11 protein-coding genes are annotated in these 14,877 nt (G+C 71.9%); 8 read left to right on the forward strand and 3 right to left on the reverse strand.

Annotated features, from left to right (window positions below; genetic code table 11):
• Window positions 1–500 precede the first annotated feature (500 nt).
• From ACFY9E_RS22155 to ACFY9E_RS22170, 4 genes are all read left to right on the forward strand, one after another.
• The gene (locus ACFY9E_RS22155) at window positions 501–1,007 is read left to right on the forward strand and encodes a cupin domain-containing protein (RefSeq protein ID WP_390986702.1); all 507 of its coding nucleotides are present in this window, start codon (window positions 501–503) and stop codon (window positions 1,005–1,007) included.
• A 75-nt stretch (window positions 1,008–1,082) separates the two neighbouring features.
• Window positions 1,083–2,042 carry a 2-phospho-L-lactate transferase gene (cofD, locus tag ACFY9E_RS22160; RefSeq protein WP_390986705.1) on the forward strand — a complete coding sequence of 320 codons (960 nt, stop codon included), beginning with the start codon at window positions 1,083–1,085 and terminating at the stop codon, window positions 2,040–2,042.
• The gene (locus tag ACFY9E_RS22165) at window positions 2,039–3,370 is read left to right on the forward strand and encodes a coenzyme F420-0:L-glutamate ligase (protein WP_390986707.1); all 1,332 of its coding nucleotides are present in this window, start codon (window positions 2,039–2,041) and stop codon (window positions 3,368–3,370) included. Before cofD ends, ACFY9E_RS22165 begins: the two co-directional genes overlap by 4 nt.
• Before the next feature lie 61 nt (window positions 3,371–3,431).
• A complete protein-coding gene (locus ACFY9E_RS22170; RefSeq protein WP_390986710.1) occupies window positions 3,432–4,466 on the forward strand; it encodes a DNA-3-methyladenine glycosylase family protein in 1,035 nt (344 codons plus the stop codon).
• Window positions 4,467–4,687: 221 nt separating this feature from the next.
• Here the strand turns inward: ACFY9E_RS22170 and ACFY9E_RS22175 are convergent, their stop codons facing one another.
• Entirely contained in the window at window positions 4,688–5,770 is a 1,083-nt protein-coding gene (locus tag ACFY9E_RS22175; RefSeq protein WP_390986712.1) for a sugar phosphate nucleotidyltransferase, read from the reverse strand.
• Between the two features lie 135 nt (window positions 5,771–5,905).
• Window positions 5,906–7,378 carry an N-acetylmuramoyl-L-alanine amidase gene (locus ACFY9E_RS22180; protein WP_390986714.1) on the reverse strand — a complete coding sequence of 491 codons (1,473 nt, stop codon included), beginning with the start codon at window positions 7,376–7,378 and terminating at the stop codon, window positions 5,906–5,908.
• 149 nt (window positions 7,379–7,527) lie between these two features.
• Between ACFY9E_RS22180 and ACFY9E_RS22185 the strand changes: the two genes are divergently transcribed.
• The 4 genes from ACFY9E_RS22185 to ACFY9E_RS22200 all read left to right on the forward strand — a co-directional run bounded on the left by ACFY9E_RS22185 (window position 7,528) and on the right by ACFY9E_RS22200 (window position 13,720).
• Complete coding sequence (locus ACFY9E_RS22185; protein WP_390986717.1) at window positions 7,528–8,298, forward strand: TIGR03089 family protein; 771 nt, start codon at window positions 7,528–7,530, stop codon at window positions 8,296–8,298.
• 112 nt (window positions 8,299–8,410) lie between these two features.
• Window positions 8,411–9,625, forward strand: coding sequence for an LCP family protein (locus tag ACFY9E_RS22190; protein ID WP_390986719.1), 1,215 nt, complete (start codon window positions 8,411–8,413; stop codon window positions 9,623–9,625).
• Between the two features lie 241 nt (window positions 9,626–9,866).
• A complete protein-coding gene (locus ACFY9E_RS22195) occupies window positions 9,867–11,609 on the forward strand; it encodes an LCP family protein (RefSeq protein ID WP_390986722.1) in 1,743 nt (580 codons plus the stop codon).
• Between the two features lie 452 nt (window positions 11,610–12,061).
• Window positions 12,062–13,720 carry an LCP family protein gene (locus tag ACFY9E_RS22200; protein ID WP_390986724.1) on the forward strand — a complete coding sequence of 553 codons (1,659 nt, stop codon included), beginning with the start codon at window positions 12,062–12,064 and terminating at the stop codon, window positions 13,718–13,720.
• A 95-nt stretch (window positions 13,721–13,815) separates the two neighbouring features.
• Here ACFY9E_RS22200 and ACFY9E_RS22205 read toward each other — a convergent pair whose 3' ends face one another.
• Window positions 13,816–14,853 carry a glycosyltransferase gene (locus tag ACFY9E_RS22205; protein WP_390986727.1) on the reverse strand — a complete coding sequence of 346 codons (1,038 nt, stop codon included), beginning with the start codon at window positions 14,851–14,853 and terminating at the stop codon, window positions 13,816–13,818.
• Window positions 14,854–14,877 lie beyond the last annotated feature (24 nt).

The following is a 14,877-nucleotide window of genomic DNA, read 5'->3' on the forward strand; positions in this document are numbered from 1 at the left end:
AAGTGTTCAAATCACCATAAAACCTGACACACCGACAGAGCCCCTGAGGGCTCACGTCTTCCGCCGGACCCCTCGCAGACCTCTACAGGGAAGGACGCCCAGGAGTTCGATCTCGTTCCGACACGCACGTCGAAGCGAAACGGATCACAGTCGGATCACGACTACGCAACGGGGTTTGTGCGCCCGGTTGGACGCCATGTGTCCCGGGCGGGCCATGAACAAACCTTTCATCTGAGCGATCGACCGGATGAGGTGAACCACATCCCACATACCGGGTGTCGAGTTGACAGTGAAGGTGTGAACCGGTGTCCTTGTGGGCATGCTCGCGAACTTGGCATCCACCTCGACCCGCACCGCCGGGTCCCACGGTGCTGCCCTCGCTCGCTGTAGCTGTTGCTGTCCCAGCTGTTGAGCCACACCCGCTCCAGCTGAAGGCCGAGCCACCCGTCTCTCGGCTCCCGTTCCCTCTGACCTTCTTTCACTGAGGAACCACGCACCCCATGAACAGCGACAGCGACCTCCAGATCGCCGGTGACATCCTCGAAGTCACGCACCTCCTCCAGACCCCGCGCGAGCACCCGGCCACCGTCGCCGAGTTCGTCGGACTGGCCCGCTCCCTCGCCGAGGACCGCTCCCAGTGGGAGCACCTCGTCCGCTACGACGCGGTCAGCCGCTGGTACCACCGGCTGCGCACCGGCCCGGGCTACGAGGTGTGGCTGCTGTCCTGGGTGCCCGGGCAGGGCAGCGGGCTGCACGACCACGGCCGCTCCTCCGGGGTGCTGACCGTCCTGGAGGGCACGCTGACCGAGCGCACGGAGCGGGGCACGCGCGCCCTGCGTGCGGGCGCGCAGCGCGTGTTCGCGCCGGGGTACGTGCACGAGGTGGTGAACGACGCACTGGAGCCGGCGGTGAGCCTGCACGTCTACTACCCGGGCCTCACCGAGATGCCGATGCACACGGCCCCGCACTGCGAGGCCCGGACCGTACCGGGCGCTCTGACCGCCTGACCGGATGCCGTGGGCGCCGGCCCGGATGTCGCGGGCGCCGACCGCTTGTCGCAGGCGCCTGCAAGACTGGCTCCCATGCGCATTGTGGTTCTGGCAGGCGGCATCGGCGGTGCCCGGTTCCTGCGTGGTCTGAAGCGTGCCGTCCCGGACGCGGACATCACGGTCATCGGCAACACCGGGGACGACATCCACCTCTTCGGGCTGAAGGTCTGCCCGGACCTCGACACGGTGATGTACACGCTCGGCGGCGGCATCAACGAGGAGCAGGGGTGGGGTCGCGCCGACGAGACCTTCCACCTCAAGGAGGAGCTCGCGGGGTACGGCGTCGGGCCCGAGTGGTTCGGCCTGGGCGACCGGGACTTCGCCACGCACATCGTGCGGACGCAGATGATCGGCGCCGGATACCCGCTGAGCGCGGTGACGGAGGCGCTGTGCGACCGCTGGAAGCCGGGCGTGCGGCTGATCCCCATGTCCGACGACCGCGTCGAGACGCATGTGGCCGTCGAGATCGACGGCGAGACCAAGGCGATCCACTTCCAGGAGTACTGGGTGCGGCTGCGCGCCTCGGTGCCCGCCCGGGCGGTCGTACCGGTGGGAGCCGACCAGGCGAAGCCCGCGCCGGGTGTCCTGGAGGCCATCGCCGAGGCGGACGTGATCCTCTTCCCGCCGTCCAACCCGGTCGTGTCGATCGGCACGATCCTCGCCGTGCCCGGCATCCGGGAGGCGATCGCCGACGCCGGGGTGCCGGTCGTCGGCCTCTCCCCCATCGTCGGTGACGCGCCCGTGCGGGGCATGGCCGACAAGGTGCTCGCCGCCGTGGGCGTCGAGTCGACCGCGACGGCGGTGGCCGAGCACTACGGCTCGGGCCTGCTGGACGGCTGGCTCGTCGACTCGGTGGACGCGGGCGCGGTGGAGCAGGTCGAGGCGGCCGGGATCCGCTGCCGGGCCGTACCGCTGCTGATGAGCGACACCGACGCCACCGCGCGCATGGCCCGGGAGGCGCTGACGCTGGCCGAGGAGGTGCGGGGGGCGTGAGCGCCGCTGTCACCGGCGCGGAGCGGGGCGCCGACGGGTACCGGGTGTGGGCCGTGGCCGGGATACCGGAGGTGGCGGCCGGGGACGACCTGGCCAAGCTGATCGCGGCCGCCGAGCCCGGGCTGGCCGACGGGGACGTGCTGCTCGTCACCTCGAAGATCGTGTCCAAGGCCGAGGGCCGGATCGTCCGGGCCGTCGACCGGGAGGCCGCGATCGACGCGGAGACCGTACGGGTGGTCGCCCGTCGCGGCAGCCTGCGGATCGTGGAGAACCGGCAGGGCCTGGTCATGGCCGCGGCCGGGGTCGACGCGTCCAACACCCCGTCCGGGACGGTGCTGTTGCTGCCCGAGGACCCGGACGCCTCCGCCCGCGCCATTCGCGACGGGCTGCGGGACACCCTCGGTGTCGACGTCGGGGTGGTCGTGACCGACACGTTCGGGCGGCCCTGGCGCGCCGGGCTCACGGATGTCGCGATCGGCGCCGCCGGAGTGCGCGTGCTCGACGATCTGCGCGGCGGCACGGACGCCCACGGCAATCCGCTCAGCGCCACGGTCGTCGCCACGGCCGATGAACTCGCCGCCGCGGGGGACCTCGTCAAGGGCAAGGCCGCGGGGCTTCCCGTCGCCGTGGTGCGCGGGCTCACGCATCTGGTGGCGGAGGGCGACGGCGGCGAGGGAGCGCGGGTCATGGTCCGCGGCGCCCGCGACGACATGTTCCGCCTCGGCACCTCCGAGGCGGTCCGGCTGGCCGTGACCCAGCGGCGCACGGTCCGGGCCTTCACGGACGAACCCGTCGACGCGGGTGCCGTACGCCGGGCCGTGGCCGCCGCCGTGACGGCGCCGGCACCGCACCACACCACCCCGTGGCGGTTCGTGCTGCTGGAGTCGCCGGAGTCGCGGACGCGCCTGCTCGACGCCATGCGGGACGCGTGGATCGCCGATCTGCGGCGGGACGGCAAGAGCGAGGAGTCCATCGCCAAGCGGGTCCGGCGCGGGGACGTACTGCGCAACGCGCCCTATCTCGTCGTCCCCTGCCTGGTCATGGACGGCTCGCACACGTACGGCGACACGCGGCGCGACGGTGCCGAGCGGGAGATGTTCGTGGTCGCCGCGGGTGCCGGCGTGCAGAACTTCCTGGTCGCGCTGGCCGGGGAGCGGCTGGGCTCGGCGTGGGTGTCGTCGACGATGTTCTGCCGGGACGTGGTGCGCGAGGTGCTGGAGCTGCCGGCGGACTGGGACCCGATGGGGGCGGTGGCGGTCGGGCATCCCGCGGAGGAACCGCGGCCGCGGCCCGGGCGTGACGCGGGGACGTTCATCGAGGTGCGTTGACAGGTGCCGGGCGGCGCCTACCCTCGTAGGGCTGCTCTTACGGATCCCGGGGACTTCATTCATGGCAGGACGGTTCGCTCAGCGGCCCACGCTCCCCCACAGCCGGAAAGGCGTGGGAGGTACCCCCATGCCGGTGCGCGGCGGGCAGGTCGCCGTGCCCCCGGGGATGCCGCGGCAGGCCACGGGGCCGGGGCGGGTGCGCGAGTGGGTGCCGGACGGGCCGCTGGATCTGGGCCTGGTCCTCGGGCCGCTGCGGCGCGGGCCCGGCGACCCGACGTTCCGGGCGATGCCGGACGGGTCGGTGTGGCGGGCCAGTCTCACTCCGGCCGGGCCCGGAACACTGCGGGTGTGCGCGTACGCCGGTGGGGTGCGCGGGGAGGCGTGGGGGCCCGGGGCACCGTGGCTGCTGGAGCGGTTGCCCGAGCTGCTCGGGTCCGCGGACGATCCGTCGGCGTTCGTGCCGCGGCACCGGCTGCTGGCGTCGGCCCGGCATCGGCGGCCGGGGTTGCGGCTGACGCGGAGCGGGCTCGTGCTGGAGTCCTTGATCCCCTCGATCCTGGAACAGAAGGTCACGACCGATGAGGCGTACCGGGCGTGGCGGCTGCTGGTGCGGAAGTTCGGGGAGCCGGCGCCGGGGCCCGCGCCCGGGCGGATGTACGTGATGCCCTCGCCTCGGACCTGGGCGCTGATCCCCTCGTGGGAGTGGCACCGGGCCGGGGTCGACAACAAGCGGGCGTCGACGATCCTGCGTGCGGTGCGGGTGGCCGCACGGCTGGAGCAGGCGGTGGGGATGGACCCCGGGGCGGCTCGGGCGCGGCTGGAGCTCGTGCCGGGGGTCGGGCCGTGGACCTCCGCGGAGACGGTGCAGCGCAGTCACGGGGCGGCGGACGAGGTGACGGTGGGGGACCTGCATCTGCCCGGGATCGTGGGATGGGCGCTGGCCGGGAACCGGGACGCGGATGACGCGGCGATGCTGGAGCTGCTGGAGCCGTACGCGGGGCAGCGGCATCGGGCGGCCCGGCTGATCCTGCTGAGCGGAAGGGTGCCGGCGCGCAGGGCGCCGAAGATGCCCCGGTGGGACATCGGGCAGTTGTGAACTCTCGGCGGTCGAGGTGCTCGGCGTCGGTCGGGGGGCGGGTGCTGTGGGCTTCGGGTGCCCGGCGTCGATGCCGGGGGCGGGTGGGCGCGCACCTCGGCGCCACCAGGTGCCGCTGCGCCCACCCGCCCCCAAGCTCTCGGCTTCGCTCGAGCAGGGGGACCCCCATCGCCCTTGGCGGCAGGTGTGCCCGCAGCTGAGTGCAGCGGCCCCCGCGCGTCCTACTGGTCCGAGGAGAAGCGGACCGCTCCTGCCGGGATGCGGGCGTCGCACCATATGCGGGCGCCCTCCAGGAGTTCGTTGTCGGCGCCGATCACCGCGCCGTCGCCGATGACCGTGCCCGTGAGGACCGAGCGCCGGCCGACGCGGGCCCGGGAGCCGATCAGGGAGTCGGTGATGACAGCGCCCGGCTCGATGACCGCGCCCGGGAGGATCGTGCTGCCGAAGATCCGCGCGCCCTCCGCGACGAAGGCCCCCTCGCCCACCACCGTGCCGCCCGACAGCTTCGCGTCGGAGGCGACCTGGGCCGTGGGCAGGACGAGGCGGTCGCCGCAGCGGCCCGGGACGGCGGGCGACGGGGCCCGGCCGAGGACCAGGTCCGCCGAGCCCCGCACGAAGGCCGCCGGGGTGCCCAGGTCCAGCCAGTACGTCGAGTCGACCATGCCCTGGAGGTGCGCGCCGGCCGACAGGAGACCGGGGAAGGTCTCCCGCTCCACCGACACCGGCCTGCCCAGCGGGATCGCGTCGATGACCGAGCGGCGGAAGACGTACGCCCCCGCGTTGATCTGGTCGGTGACGATCTCCTCGGGGGTCTGCGGCTTCTCCAGGAACGCCAGCACCCTGCCCGTGTCGTCGGTGGGGACCAGGCCGTAGGCGCGCGGGTCCGTGACCTTGGTGAGGTGCAGGGAGACGTCCGCACCGGTCGTCTCATGGGTGTCGACGAGGGCCCGGATGTCCAGGCCCGTCAGGATGTCGCCGTTGAAGATCAGGACCGGGTCGTCGGGGCCGGAGTGCAGCCGGGAGGCCACGTTGCGGATGGCACCGCCGGTGCCGAGCGGCTCCTCCTCGGTGACGTACTCCAGGTGGAGTCCCAGCCCGGAGCCGTCACCGAAGTACGGCTCGAAGACCTCGGCCAGATAGGACGTGGCCAGGACGATGTGCTCGACGCCCGCGGCTCTCGCTCTGGCCAGCTGGTGCGTGAGGAAGGGCACCCCGGCCGCCGGGACCATGGGCTTGGGCGTGTGCACCGTGAGCGGGCGCAGCCGGGTGCCCTTGCCGCCGACCAGGAGGATCGCTTCTGTCACGTGTCGTCTCTGCTTCCTGCCGGGACCGGCCGAACTGTCTTTCGGCCGGTCAGTGTATGCAGACCGTTCCGTGGCGCCTTCGTTGGCCGTGCGGCATCCGCCCCCCCTGTCCCCCGTCGGCGGTCAGACGTGTGCTCAGCGGCCCTGGTAGCGGGCCGCCTTGGAGCGGGCCGAGCCGAGCTTTCCGTAGAGCTTGCGTCCCGGGCACTCGGTGATGAAGCCGTCCCGGTGCCCCGAGATCACGTTCAGTCGTACCTTCTTGCCCTTGCGGTGGAGATTGCTGCCGGCCGACTTCAGGTAGGTCTTTCCCTTCGGGTTGACCCGGTACAGCCCCAGCTTCCACGCGGTCAGCCGGGCGACGGCCTTGACCGCGGCCTTCGACGGCTTGGTGGCGCCGTACGACCCGAGGACGGCGATCCCCATGCTGTTGCTGTTGAAACCCAGCGTGTGCGCGCCGAGGACCGGCCTCGCCACGCCCCCGGCGCGGCCCTCGTAGATCTTTCCGCACTTGTCGATGAGGAAGTTGTAGCCGACGTCCCGCCAGCCCATGCTCTTGACGTGGTAGCGGTAGATACTGCGGATGAGTGAGGGGACCTGCGAGCAGCGGTAGTTGTTGCCGCTGGCCGTGTGGTGCACGAAGGCCGCCTTGACCTTCTTCGTGTACCGGAAGCCGCTCTCCCGCAACCCCTCGTCCGCGCCCCATCCGCGCCGCGTGACGATACCCGGGCGCGGGCCGATGTACGGCTTCGCCTGCCGCTGCTGCTCGGTCAGTACGCCCGCGTCGAGGGCGAGGTACTCCTGTTCGGTCTCGGTGCGGCTCAGTGCCGTGATCTCGGTGGCGCCGAGGGGGGCGAGGTCGGCGTTGACGGCGGCGGCGTCGGTGAGCGCGGACGCCTCGGCATTCAGGCCGCCGGTGCGGGGGCCGTCCGCGACGGCACCGCGGAACGGGTCCTCGTCCTCGCCGGGGTCGACGAGTTCGAGGCGGAGGCCGGAGGGCAGCGGGGGCGCGGCGTGCAGGTTGCGGGCGTCCGCGCTGTTCCCGGCGGAGTCGGTCGCCGCGCCGTCGGACTCGGAGCGGACCCGGAGTTCGACGCCGTCGGAGTCGCCCACCCACAGGGGGGCCGTGGCACCGCGGATCCGGCCCGAGGCTCTCTCGGGGGTGTCCGGGTCGGCGGCGTGGTCGGCGTTGTGGGTCTCGACGTCCTGCCAGCCCGACCAGGTGCCGGTACCGGCGGCGCGGGTGCGGACCTGGACGCGGCCGTGCAGTTCGGCGTCGGGGTCGTCCCAGACGACGCCGACGAGGGAGAAGTGGCGTACGGCACGGCGGGTCAGGCCTTGTTCGGCGGCGGGGGCGGAGGGGGTGGCGCGATCGCGGGTGAGGGGTTCGAGGGGGAGGGACTGGGTGCTGCCGGCGGCGTACGGTTCGGCCGCGCGCCGGTCGGCCGGGGTCGTGGCCGGGGTGCCCGCGCGCGGCGCGGGTCTCGCCGTCGGGGCGGCTTCCGCGGCCGGCACCGGTCTCGCCGTCGCCGCGAGGGCGGGAGGGGTGAGGGGAAGGGCCAGGGCGGCCGCACAGGTGACACCGATCGAGGAAGCAAGGAATCCACGCATGCCCCTGATCTTGGACATAGTCATACAAGTCTGTCTATTTGGGATGTGACGGGTCGTCGGCCGGGTTCGGCCGAACTGGTGGCGGATTCGCGGCGGGACGGCGGGCAGGCCGTTGGGTGGGGGCCGGTGCGCCGCGTACGCTTGCGCGGGTGAACGCCACCGATCGCACCCCCGCCGACCTGCTGGGTTCCGCGCTCGCCGCGGATCCGGGACGCCCCCTGGTGACCTTCTACGACGATGCCACGGGCGAACGCGTCGAACTGTCCGTGGCCACCTTCGCCAATTGGGTGGCCAAGACCTCGAACCTCCTCCAGGACGAGTTGTCCGTCGAGCCCGGGGACCGGGTCGCCCTGCTGCTGCCCGCGCACTGGCAGACGGCGGTGTGGCTGCTGGCGTGCGCGTCCGTGGGAGTCGTCGCGGACGTGTCCGGGGACGCCCGGGCCGCGGACGTCGTGGTGAGCGGGCCGGACCGGCTGGAGGAGGCGCGGGCCTGCTCCGGGGCGCGGATCGCCATGGCCCTGCGGCCGCTCGGAGGGCGGTTCCCGCAGGCCCCGGAGGGCTTCGCGGACTACGCGGTGGAGGTGCCGGGGCAAGGGGACCGGTTCGTGCCGTACGCGCCCGTGGACCCGGAGGGGCCCGCGCTGATCGTGGCCGGGCGGGAGTTCAGCGGGGCCGAGGTGGTCGAGCGCGCCCGGGCCGAGGCGACCGCGCTGGGGCTGACCGGACCCGGGTCGCGGATCCTGTCGGGCCTGCCCTACGACACGTGGGAGGGGCTGAACGCCGGGCTGTACGGGCCGTTGGCCACCGGCGGTTCCGTGGTGCTGTGCCGGCATCTGGAGCAGGCCGGGGACGGGGTGCTGGACAAGCGGGTGGACAGCGAGCGGGTCACGACCATCGCCCGCGGCACGGCGGGCCACTAGGGCCCTCCCCCCGTTCGGCCCATCCCCACCCGTCCCCCGCCCTCCATCCGCGCCATGGTCGTAGGAGCAGTGCGCGCGGGGCGTTCCTACGTCAGGAGGGGTGGTTGCTGCCGTGGGCTACAGGGTCGGTCCGAGCGCGGGGGCGTCCGCCAGCGGGCGGGGGCTGCTGCGGCGGCGCCGGCGGCGGTGGGTGCGCGTCACGGCGTTCGGGGTCACGACTGTCCTCGTGGCGGCGGGCGGCATCGGCTGGGCCGTATACGCGAAGCTCAGCGGGAACATCACGCCCGACGAGGCGGCCGCCGCCGAACTCCAGCGCTACGACAAGGAGCGGCCCACCTCGCTCGTCAAGGACGCCCGCAACATCCTGCTGATCGGGTCGGACTCGCGCGAGGGGAGCGACAACGCCCGCTACGGGCGGGACTCCGGCACCGAGCGGTCCGACACCACGATCCTGCTGCACCTGTCCGCGGGGCGGGGCAGCGCCACCGCCGTCTCCCTGCCCCGGGACCTCATGGTGGACCTGCCGGGTTGCCGACGCCCGGACGGGTCCCGCAGCGCGCCGCGGTTCGCGATGTTCAACCAGGCCTTCCAGCTGGGCGGTTCGGCCTGCACCATCCGGACGGTGGAGAAGCTGACCGACATCCGCGTCGACCATCACGTCGTCGTCGACTTCCACGGCTTCAAGAAGATGGTCGACGCGGTCGACGGCGTCGAGGTGTGCCTGCGGGAGCCGATCGACGACCGGGCCGCCAAGCTGCGGCTGCCCGCCGGGCGCGTGACGCTGAACGGCGAGCAGGCCCTCGGCTACGTGCGCGCCCGCAAGTCCCTCGGCGACGGCAGCGACACCGAGCGGATGGAACGGCAGCAACGTTTCCTCGGGGCGCTCGTCAACAAGGTGCGCAGCAATGACGTCCTGCTGAATCCGGGGAAGCTGTATCCCGTGCTGGACGCCGCCACATCGTCCCTCACCACCGACCCCGATCTGGCGAGCTTGCGCGGTTTGTACGAACTCGTGCGCGGCCTGCGCGACATCCCCATGGAACAAGTGCAATTCCTCACCGTTCCCCGGGAGTCGTATGCGTACGACGCCAATCGCGACCAACTCGTGGAGCCCGCGGCGGACCGGCTGTTCGAGCGGCTGCGCACGGACGCACCGGTGGTCGTCGAGGGGGACGGCCCAGGACATCACGCCCCGGCGAGGGCCGCCGATTCGCGTGACGGGTCGTACGGGGATTCGCATCCGGGCCCTTTCCGCGCGCCCGCCGTCACCGTTTCTCCTCCACCGACGTTTCGGGGTAACACGGCAGCCGAGGACACCTGCGAGTAAAGCGGGCACCAAGGCCACTCCGAGGCCATGAACTCTTCACCCGGGAAATGGGCGAATTGCCCAGGTGTAGGGACGTGGAATGGGTCACCGTCGTCGCTCGGCGCCGAAAGGGACGGTTAGTGTGAGCGATCCGGTGCGCCCGGCCCTGAGGGACAGTCCTGAGGCCGCGCACCGTGTGACCGAGACCCGAGCGCCTTGGAGGGGAAGGCGCCGCGTGCCCCGACGGAGGAATCAGGCAACCGTGGACGCGCAAGGCCGTGGGCGGGCGGACGACATCGACCCCGCAGACCAGTGGGTGCTCAACCCGGACACCGGCGAATACGAACTGCGACTGGGTCATTCCGCACCGCAGTCGGGCGTCCCCGCGCCGCGCAGGCCGCGGTCCTCCGAGGCGGCCCCGCGGGCGCGCGGCCGCACGCAGGCGCCCGGCCGGTCACGGCCCGAGACGCCCGGGCGTGCGGTGCCGCCACCGCGCAGGCGGCGCGCGGCGCCGGAGGAGCCGCCGGCGGGGCGGCGCGGACGGCGCCCGGTGAAGAAGGTCTCGAAGGGCAGGAAGGTCCTGCTGTGGACCGGCGGCACGATGGCGTTCGTGCTGGTCGCCGGTGCGGGCGCGGCGTACTTCTACATCGAGCACCTGAACGACAACATCGCGTCCGTCTCCGACGACGGCGCGAGCACCGGTGGCTTCCAGAAGGACAAGGCGATCAACATCCTGCTGATCGGCACCGACAAGCGCACCGGCAAGGGCAACGACAAGTACGGCGACGCGGGCAGTGTCGGGCACGCGGACACCACGATCCTGCTGCACGTCTCCAAGGACCGTTCGAACGCCACCGCGCTGAGCATCCCGCGCGACCTGATCGTCGACGTGCCGGACTGCCCGACGACGCAGGAGGACGGCACGCAGAAGGTCATCCCCGGCACGCAGCAGGTCCGCTTCAACACGAGCCTCGGCCAGGACGGCCGCACGCCGAGCTGCACGATGCGGACCGTGACCGAGCTGACCGGCGTCAAGCCGGACAACTTCATGGTCGCGGACTTCAACGCGGTCAAGACGCTGACCAGCGCGGTCGGCGGGGTCGAGGTCTGCGTGGGCAAGGACCTCGACGACCCGGACTCGCACCTGAAGCTGTCCAAGGGCACCCACACCATCGAGGGCGAGCAGGCGCTGGCGTTCGTGCGGACCCGGCACGCCGTCGGTTTCGGCGGTGACCTGAGCCGGATCGGCCTGCAGCAGCAGTTCCTGAGCGCGCTGATGCGCAAGCTGAAGTCCAACGACACCCTCACCAGCCCCTCGAAAATGCTCGATCTGGCCGAGGCGGGCACCAAGGCGCTGACCGTCGACTCGCAGCTCGACAGCATCGGCAAGCTGAAGGACCTCGGTCTGGAGCTGGGCAAGCTCAACATCAAGAACCTGACGTTCGCCACCGTTCCGGTCGTCGACAACCCGGCCGAGAAGGTGAAGGCCACGGTCGTGCTCAACGAGTCGACGGCCCCGCAGGTCTTCGCGATGATCAGGAACGACGTCTCCTTCACCGCCGTCAAGGAGCGGAAGAAGAAGGAGGCCGCCGCGGTCGCCGCCCGGCTGAAGGGCACCAAGGCCCCGGCCTCCGAGGTGCGGGTGCGGATCCTCAACGGCGGTGCCGTCGCCGGCAGCGCCCAGGAGACGCTGAGCTGGCTGCAGAACGAGGAGGGCGTCACCAAATCGGAGAACGCCGGCAACGCGCCCGCCTCGCTGGCGAAGACCACGCTCGAGTACGCGCCCGACCAGGCCGACCAGGCCCGCCGCCTCGCGGACATCATGGGTCTGTCCGGCTCGGCGATGAAGCCCGGCGAGAGCGTGACCAACTCGCAGGGGCTGCCCGCCATGTCACTGACCCTCGGCAAGGACTTCGAGGGAGCGGGTGTCTCCCTCACCGCACCCACCAAGGCACCGGCGGGGGTGCCGAAGTCCACCGCCGACAAGGTGACGTGCGCCAAGTGACTCCGCGTTCCTTCCCGTTCACGGGCCTTCCCTCAAACAAAGGGGCGGCATGCCCCAGTTCCGCTGAAGCCGGGCAAGAGCGTGACCGACTCCCAGGGGGTGCCCGCTATGACGCTGCCCCTGGGCAAGGGCTTCAAGGGGGCGGGGGTGCCCCTCACCACTCCGGTGAAGGTGCCGGACGACGTGCAGAAGGCCGTGGCCGACAAGGTCGAGTGCGCGAAGTGACCTGACCGTCCCTTCCTGCGTCTAACAGGTGGACGGGGCATGCCCGGACGAATCGGCCGGGTGTACATCCGAGCGGGCATGTCAGTGGTCCAACCAGTGGCGGAGACAACCGTGCTCCGGCGGAGCACCGGGGAAACCCGTGGTCCGGACGGACACGGGTCGCCCGTGATCCGAACACGACGTGGGGCGGACCCGTGGGTCGGCCGTAGGGGTGGGGAGGCAGGGGTATGGCGCAGAGTGACGTGCGCGGAGGCAGCCCGCGGCACGATTCGGGCGGCCTGGCCCAGGACGAGCGTGCGGGGGCCGAGGCGCCCGCCGCGGGCGGCGGCGAGGGGGGCAGAGCCGGCCACGGCCGACGGCGCGGTCGGCGGCGCGGCGGCGGACGGCGGATACTGCGCTGGTCCGCGATCGTGCTGTCGGTACTCATACTCGGGACGGCCGGCGCCGGATACCTCTACTACCGCCATCTCAACGGCAACATCGACAAGGGCAAGCGCAACAGCGGCGAATCCGACGTCGAGAAGACCGGACCGAACGCGGCGGGCCAGACCCCCCTCAACATCCTGCTGATCGGTTCCGACAGCCGGAACTCGGCGGAGAACGTGAAGCTGGGCGGCGGCAGGGACAACGTCGGCAGCAAGCCCCTGGCGGATGTGCAGATGCTCCTGCACGTCTCGGCGGACCGCGAGAGCGCGTCCGTGGTGAGCATCCCGCGCGACACCCGGGTGGACATCCCCAAGTGCGTCGACCCCGACACCGGGGAGACCTACCCGGCCAAGAACACAATCATCAACGAGACGCTCCAGCGCGGCGGTCCGGGCTGCACCCTCGCCACTTGGCAGAACCTGACCGGTGTGTACATCGACCACTGGATGATGGTCGACTTCGCCGGGGTGGTGGACATGGCGGACGCCATCGGCGGCGTCCCGGTCTGCGTCAACCAGAACGTGTGGGACCGGCCCCTGCCCCGTCAGCGCGGCGGCTCCGGACTGAAGCTGAAGGCCGGCAAGCACAACGTGCAGGGCAAGCAGGCGCTGCAGTGGCTGCGCACCCGCCACGCCTGGGGCAGTGACCCGCTGCGCGCCAAGGCGCAGCACATGTACATGAACGCGATGATCCGGACGCTGAAGGAGCAGAACGTCTTCACCGACACCGGCCGGCTCATGGGCCTGGCCGAGGCGGGCACGAAGGCGCTGAAGGTGTCCGAGGAGATCGGCACGGTCAAGGAGCTGTACGACCTGGGCATGCAGCTGAAGTCGGTCCCGACGAACCGCATCACGATGACGACGATGCCGTGGATCGAGGACCCCCTGGACCCCAACCACCTCGTGCCCAAGCCGGAGGACGCCGACACGATGTGGGCGATGCTCCGCGACGACGTCTCCTTCGACAAGGCGGGCAAGGCGCGGGCGGCAGCGGCCTCGGGTCCGTCCCCGGCGTCGGTGACGGCCACGGGTCCGGCCGCCGCGCCGGCCGCGGGGCTGTCGGTCTCCGTCGTCAACGGGACGGCGAGTGAGGAGCAGGCCGCCGTTCCGCGGCGGGCCGCCGCGATCGTGACGGCGCTTCAGCAGAAGGGCTTCACCCGGGCCGTCGCCTCGGGCCGTCAGGACCCGCACGCCCGGACGCAGGTGACGTACCCGAAGAGCACCGGGGAGCAGGGCCGGGCCAACGCGCTGTCGGTGGCGAAGGCGGTCGGTGTCCCGAGCAGCCAGGTGCGGGCCACCGACGACGTCACCACCACCCTGACCGTCGGCAGCGACTGGCGGGAGGGGGCCACCTACCCGAAGCAGAAGGCTCCCGATGCGGGTGACCTGCCCGAATCCGCGGACGCGCTGACCGCCGACAAGCAGGAGTGCATGGACGTGTACCCGCCCTACCGGTGGTGACCACGGGCACGGCATGAGAACGGGGCCCGCCGTCCGGAAGGACGGCGGGCCCCGTTCCGCGTCCGTGGGCGGGGCAGCGCCTCAGCCGTAAGAGGTCAGCTCGCGGCGGCGTCCGCGCGCACCGCGGGGCGCCGGGAGGCGATGACCTTCTTCGCCAGCGCCCGCGGGCTGGTCAGGAATCCCCAGCCCCACGACATGTGCATCGTGGCCAGCGCCACCGGGATCTGCAGCCGTGCCTTCAGCGGCAGGCCCTTGCCCGCCGGGACCGAGCCGAGCAGGATCGCCGCGAGATAGCCGCCGGGCACCACGAGGCCCCACGGCGTCAGCAGGGCACCCACGAGGAGGCCGGCCGCGATCGCGCAGACGGCGGTCGGCGGGGCGAGGTAGCGCAGGTTGATCGAGCCCTCGTGGTAGCGGGCGACCACGTGCCGCCAGCGCCCGTAGTCCTTGTACTGCTTGGCCAGCGCCTTCACGCTCGGCCGCGGCCGGTAGGACACCTTCAGCTCGGGCGAGAACCAGATCAGCCCGCCGGCCTCACGGATGCGGAAGTTCAGCTCCCAGTCCTGGGCGCGGATGAACTCCACGTTGTAACCGCCCTGCTGCTCCAGCGCCTCGCGCCGGAACACGCCGAGATAGACGGTCTCCGCCGGACCCGCGTGCCCACCGGTGTGGAAGGCGGCATTGCCGACCCCGATCTTCGAGGTCATCGCGGCGGCGACCGCGTGCTCCCAGTCGTTCTCGCCCTCGGCGTGCATGATGCCGCCGACGTTCTGCGCGCCGGTCTCCTCCAGGAGCCGGACGGCGGTCGCGATGTAGTTCGGCGAGAGCATGCCGTGGCCGTCGACGCGGACCACGATCGGGTGCCGGGAGGCGTTGATCGCCGCGTTCAGCGCCGCGGGCGTACGGCCGGTGGGGTTGGGGACGGTGTGCACACGCGGGTCTTCGGCCACGAGCTCGGCGGCGATCTCGTCCGTGCGGTCCGTGGACGGACCGAGGGCGATCACGACCTCCATCTCGCCGGCGTACTCCTGCGCGAGGATTGCTTGGACTGCTCCCCGCAGATGCCGCTCCTCGTTGAGGACGGGCATGATCACGGAAACGGCGGGGAGCCGCACGTCGGGATTGGCGTTCATAGGGGCCTCACGTTACCGCGAACG

Origin of the sequence: Streptomyces sp. NPDC012466 (assembly GCF_042955215.1) — a bacterium.
GTDB lineage: Bacteria > Actinomycetota > Actinomycetes > Streptomycetales > Streptomycetaceae > Streptomyces.

Excerpts from the sequence above, each read along its gene's own strand:
- ACFY9E_RS22155 (WP_390986702.1), top strand. The coding sequence starts at position 501 with ATGAACAGCGACAGCGACCTCCAGATCGCCGGTGACATCCTCGAAGTC.
- cofD (WP_390986705.1), top strand. The coding sequence starts at position 1,083 with ATGCGCATTGTGGTTCTGGCAGGCGGCATCGGCGGTGCCCGGTTCCTG.
- ACFY9E_RS22170 (WP_390986710.1), top strand. The coding sequence starts at position 3,432 with ATGGCAGGACGGTTCGCTCAGCGGCCCACGCTCCCCCACAGCCGGAAA.
- ACFY9E_RS22180 (WP_390986714.1), bottom strand. The coding sequence starts at position 7,378 with ATGCGTGGATTCCTTGCTTCCTCGATCGGTGTCACCTGTGCGGCCGCC.
- ACFY9E_RS22200 (WP_390986724.1), top strand. The coding sequence starts at position 12,062 with ATGGCGCAGAGTGACGTGCGCGGAGGCAGCCCGCGGCACGATTCGGGC.
- ACFY9E_RS22205 (WP_390986727.1), bottom strand. The coding sequence starts at position 14,853 with ATGAACGCCAATCCCGACGTGCGGCTCCCCGCCGTTTCCGTGATCATG.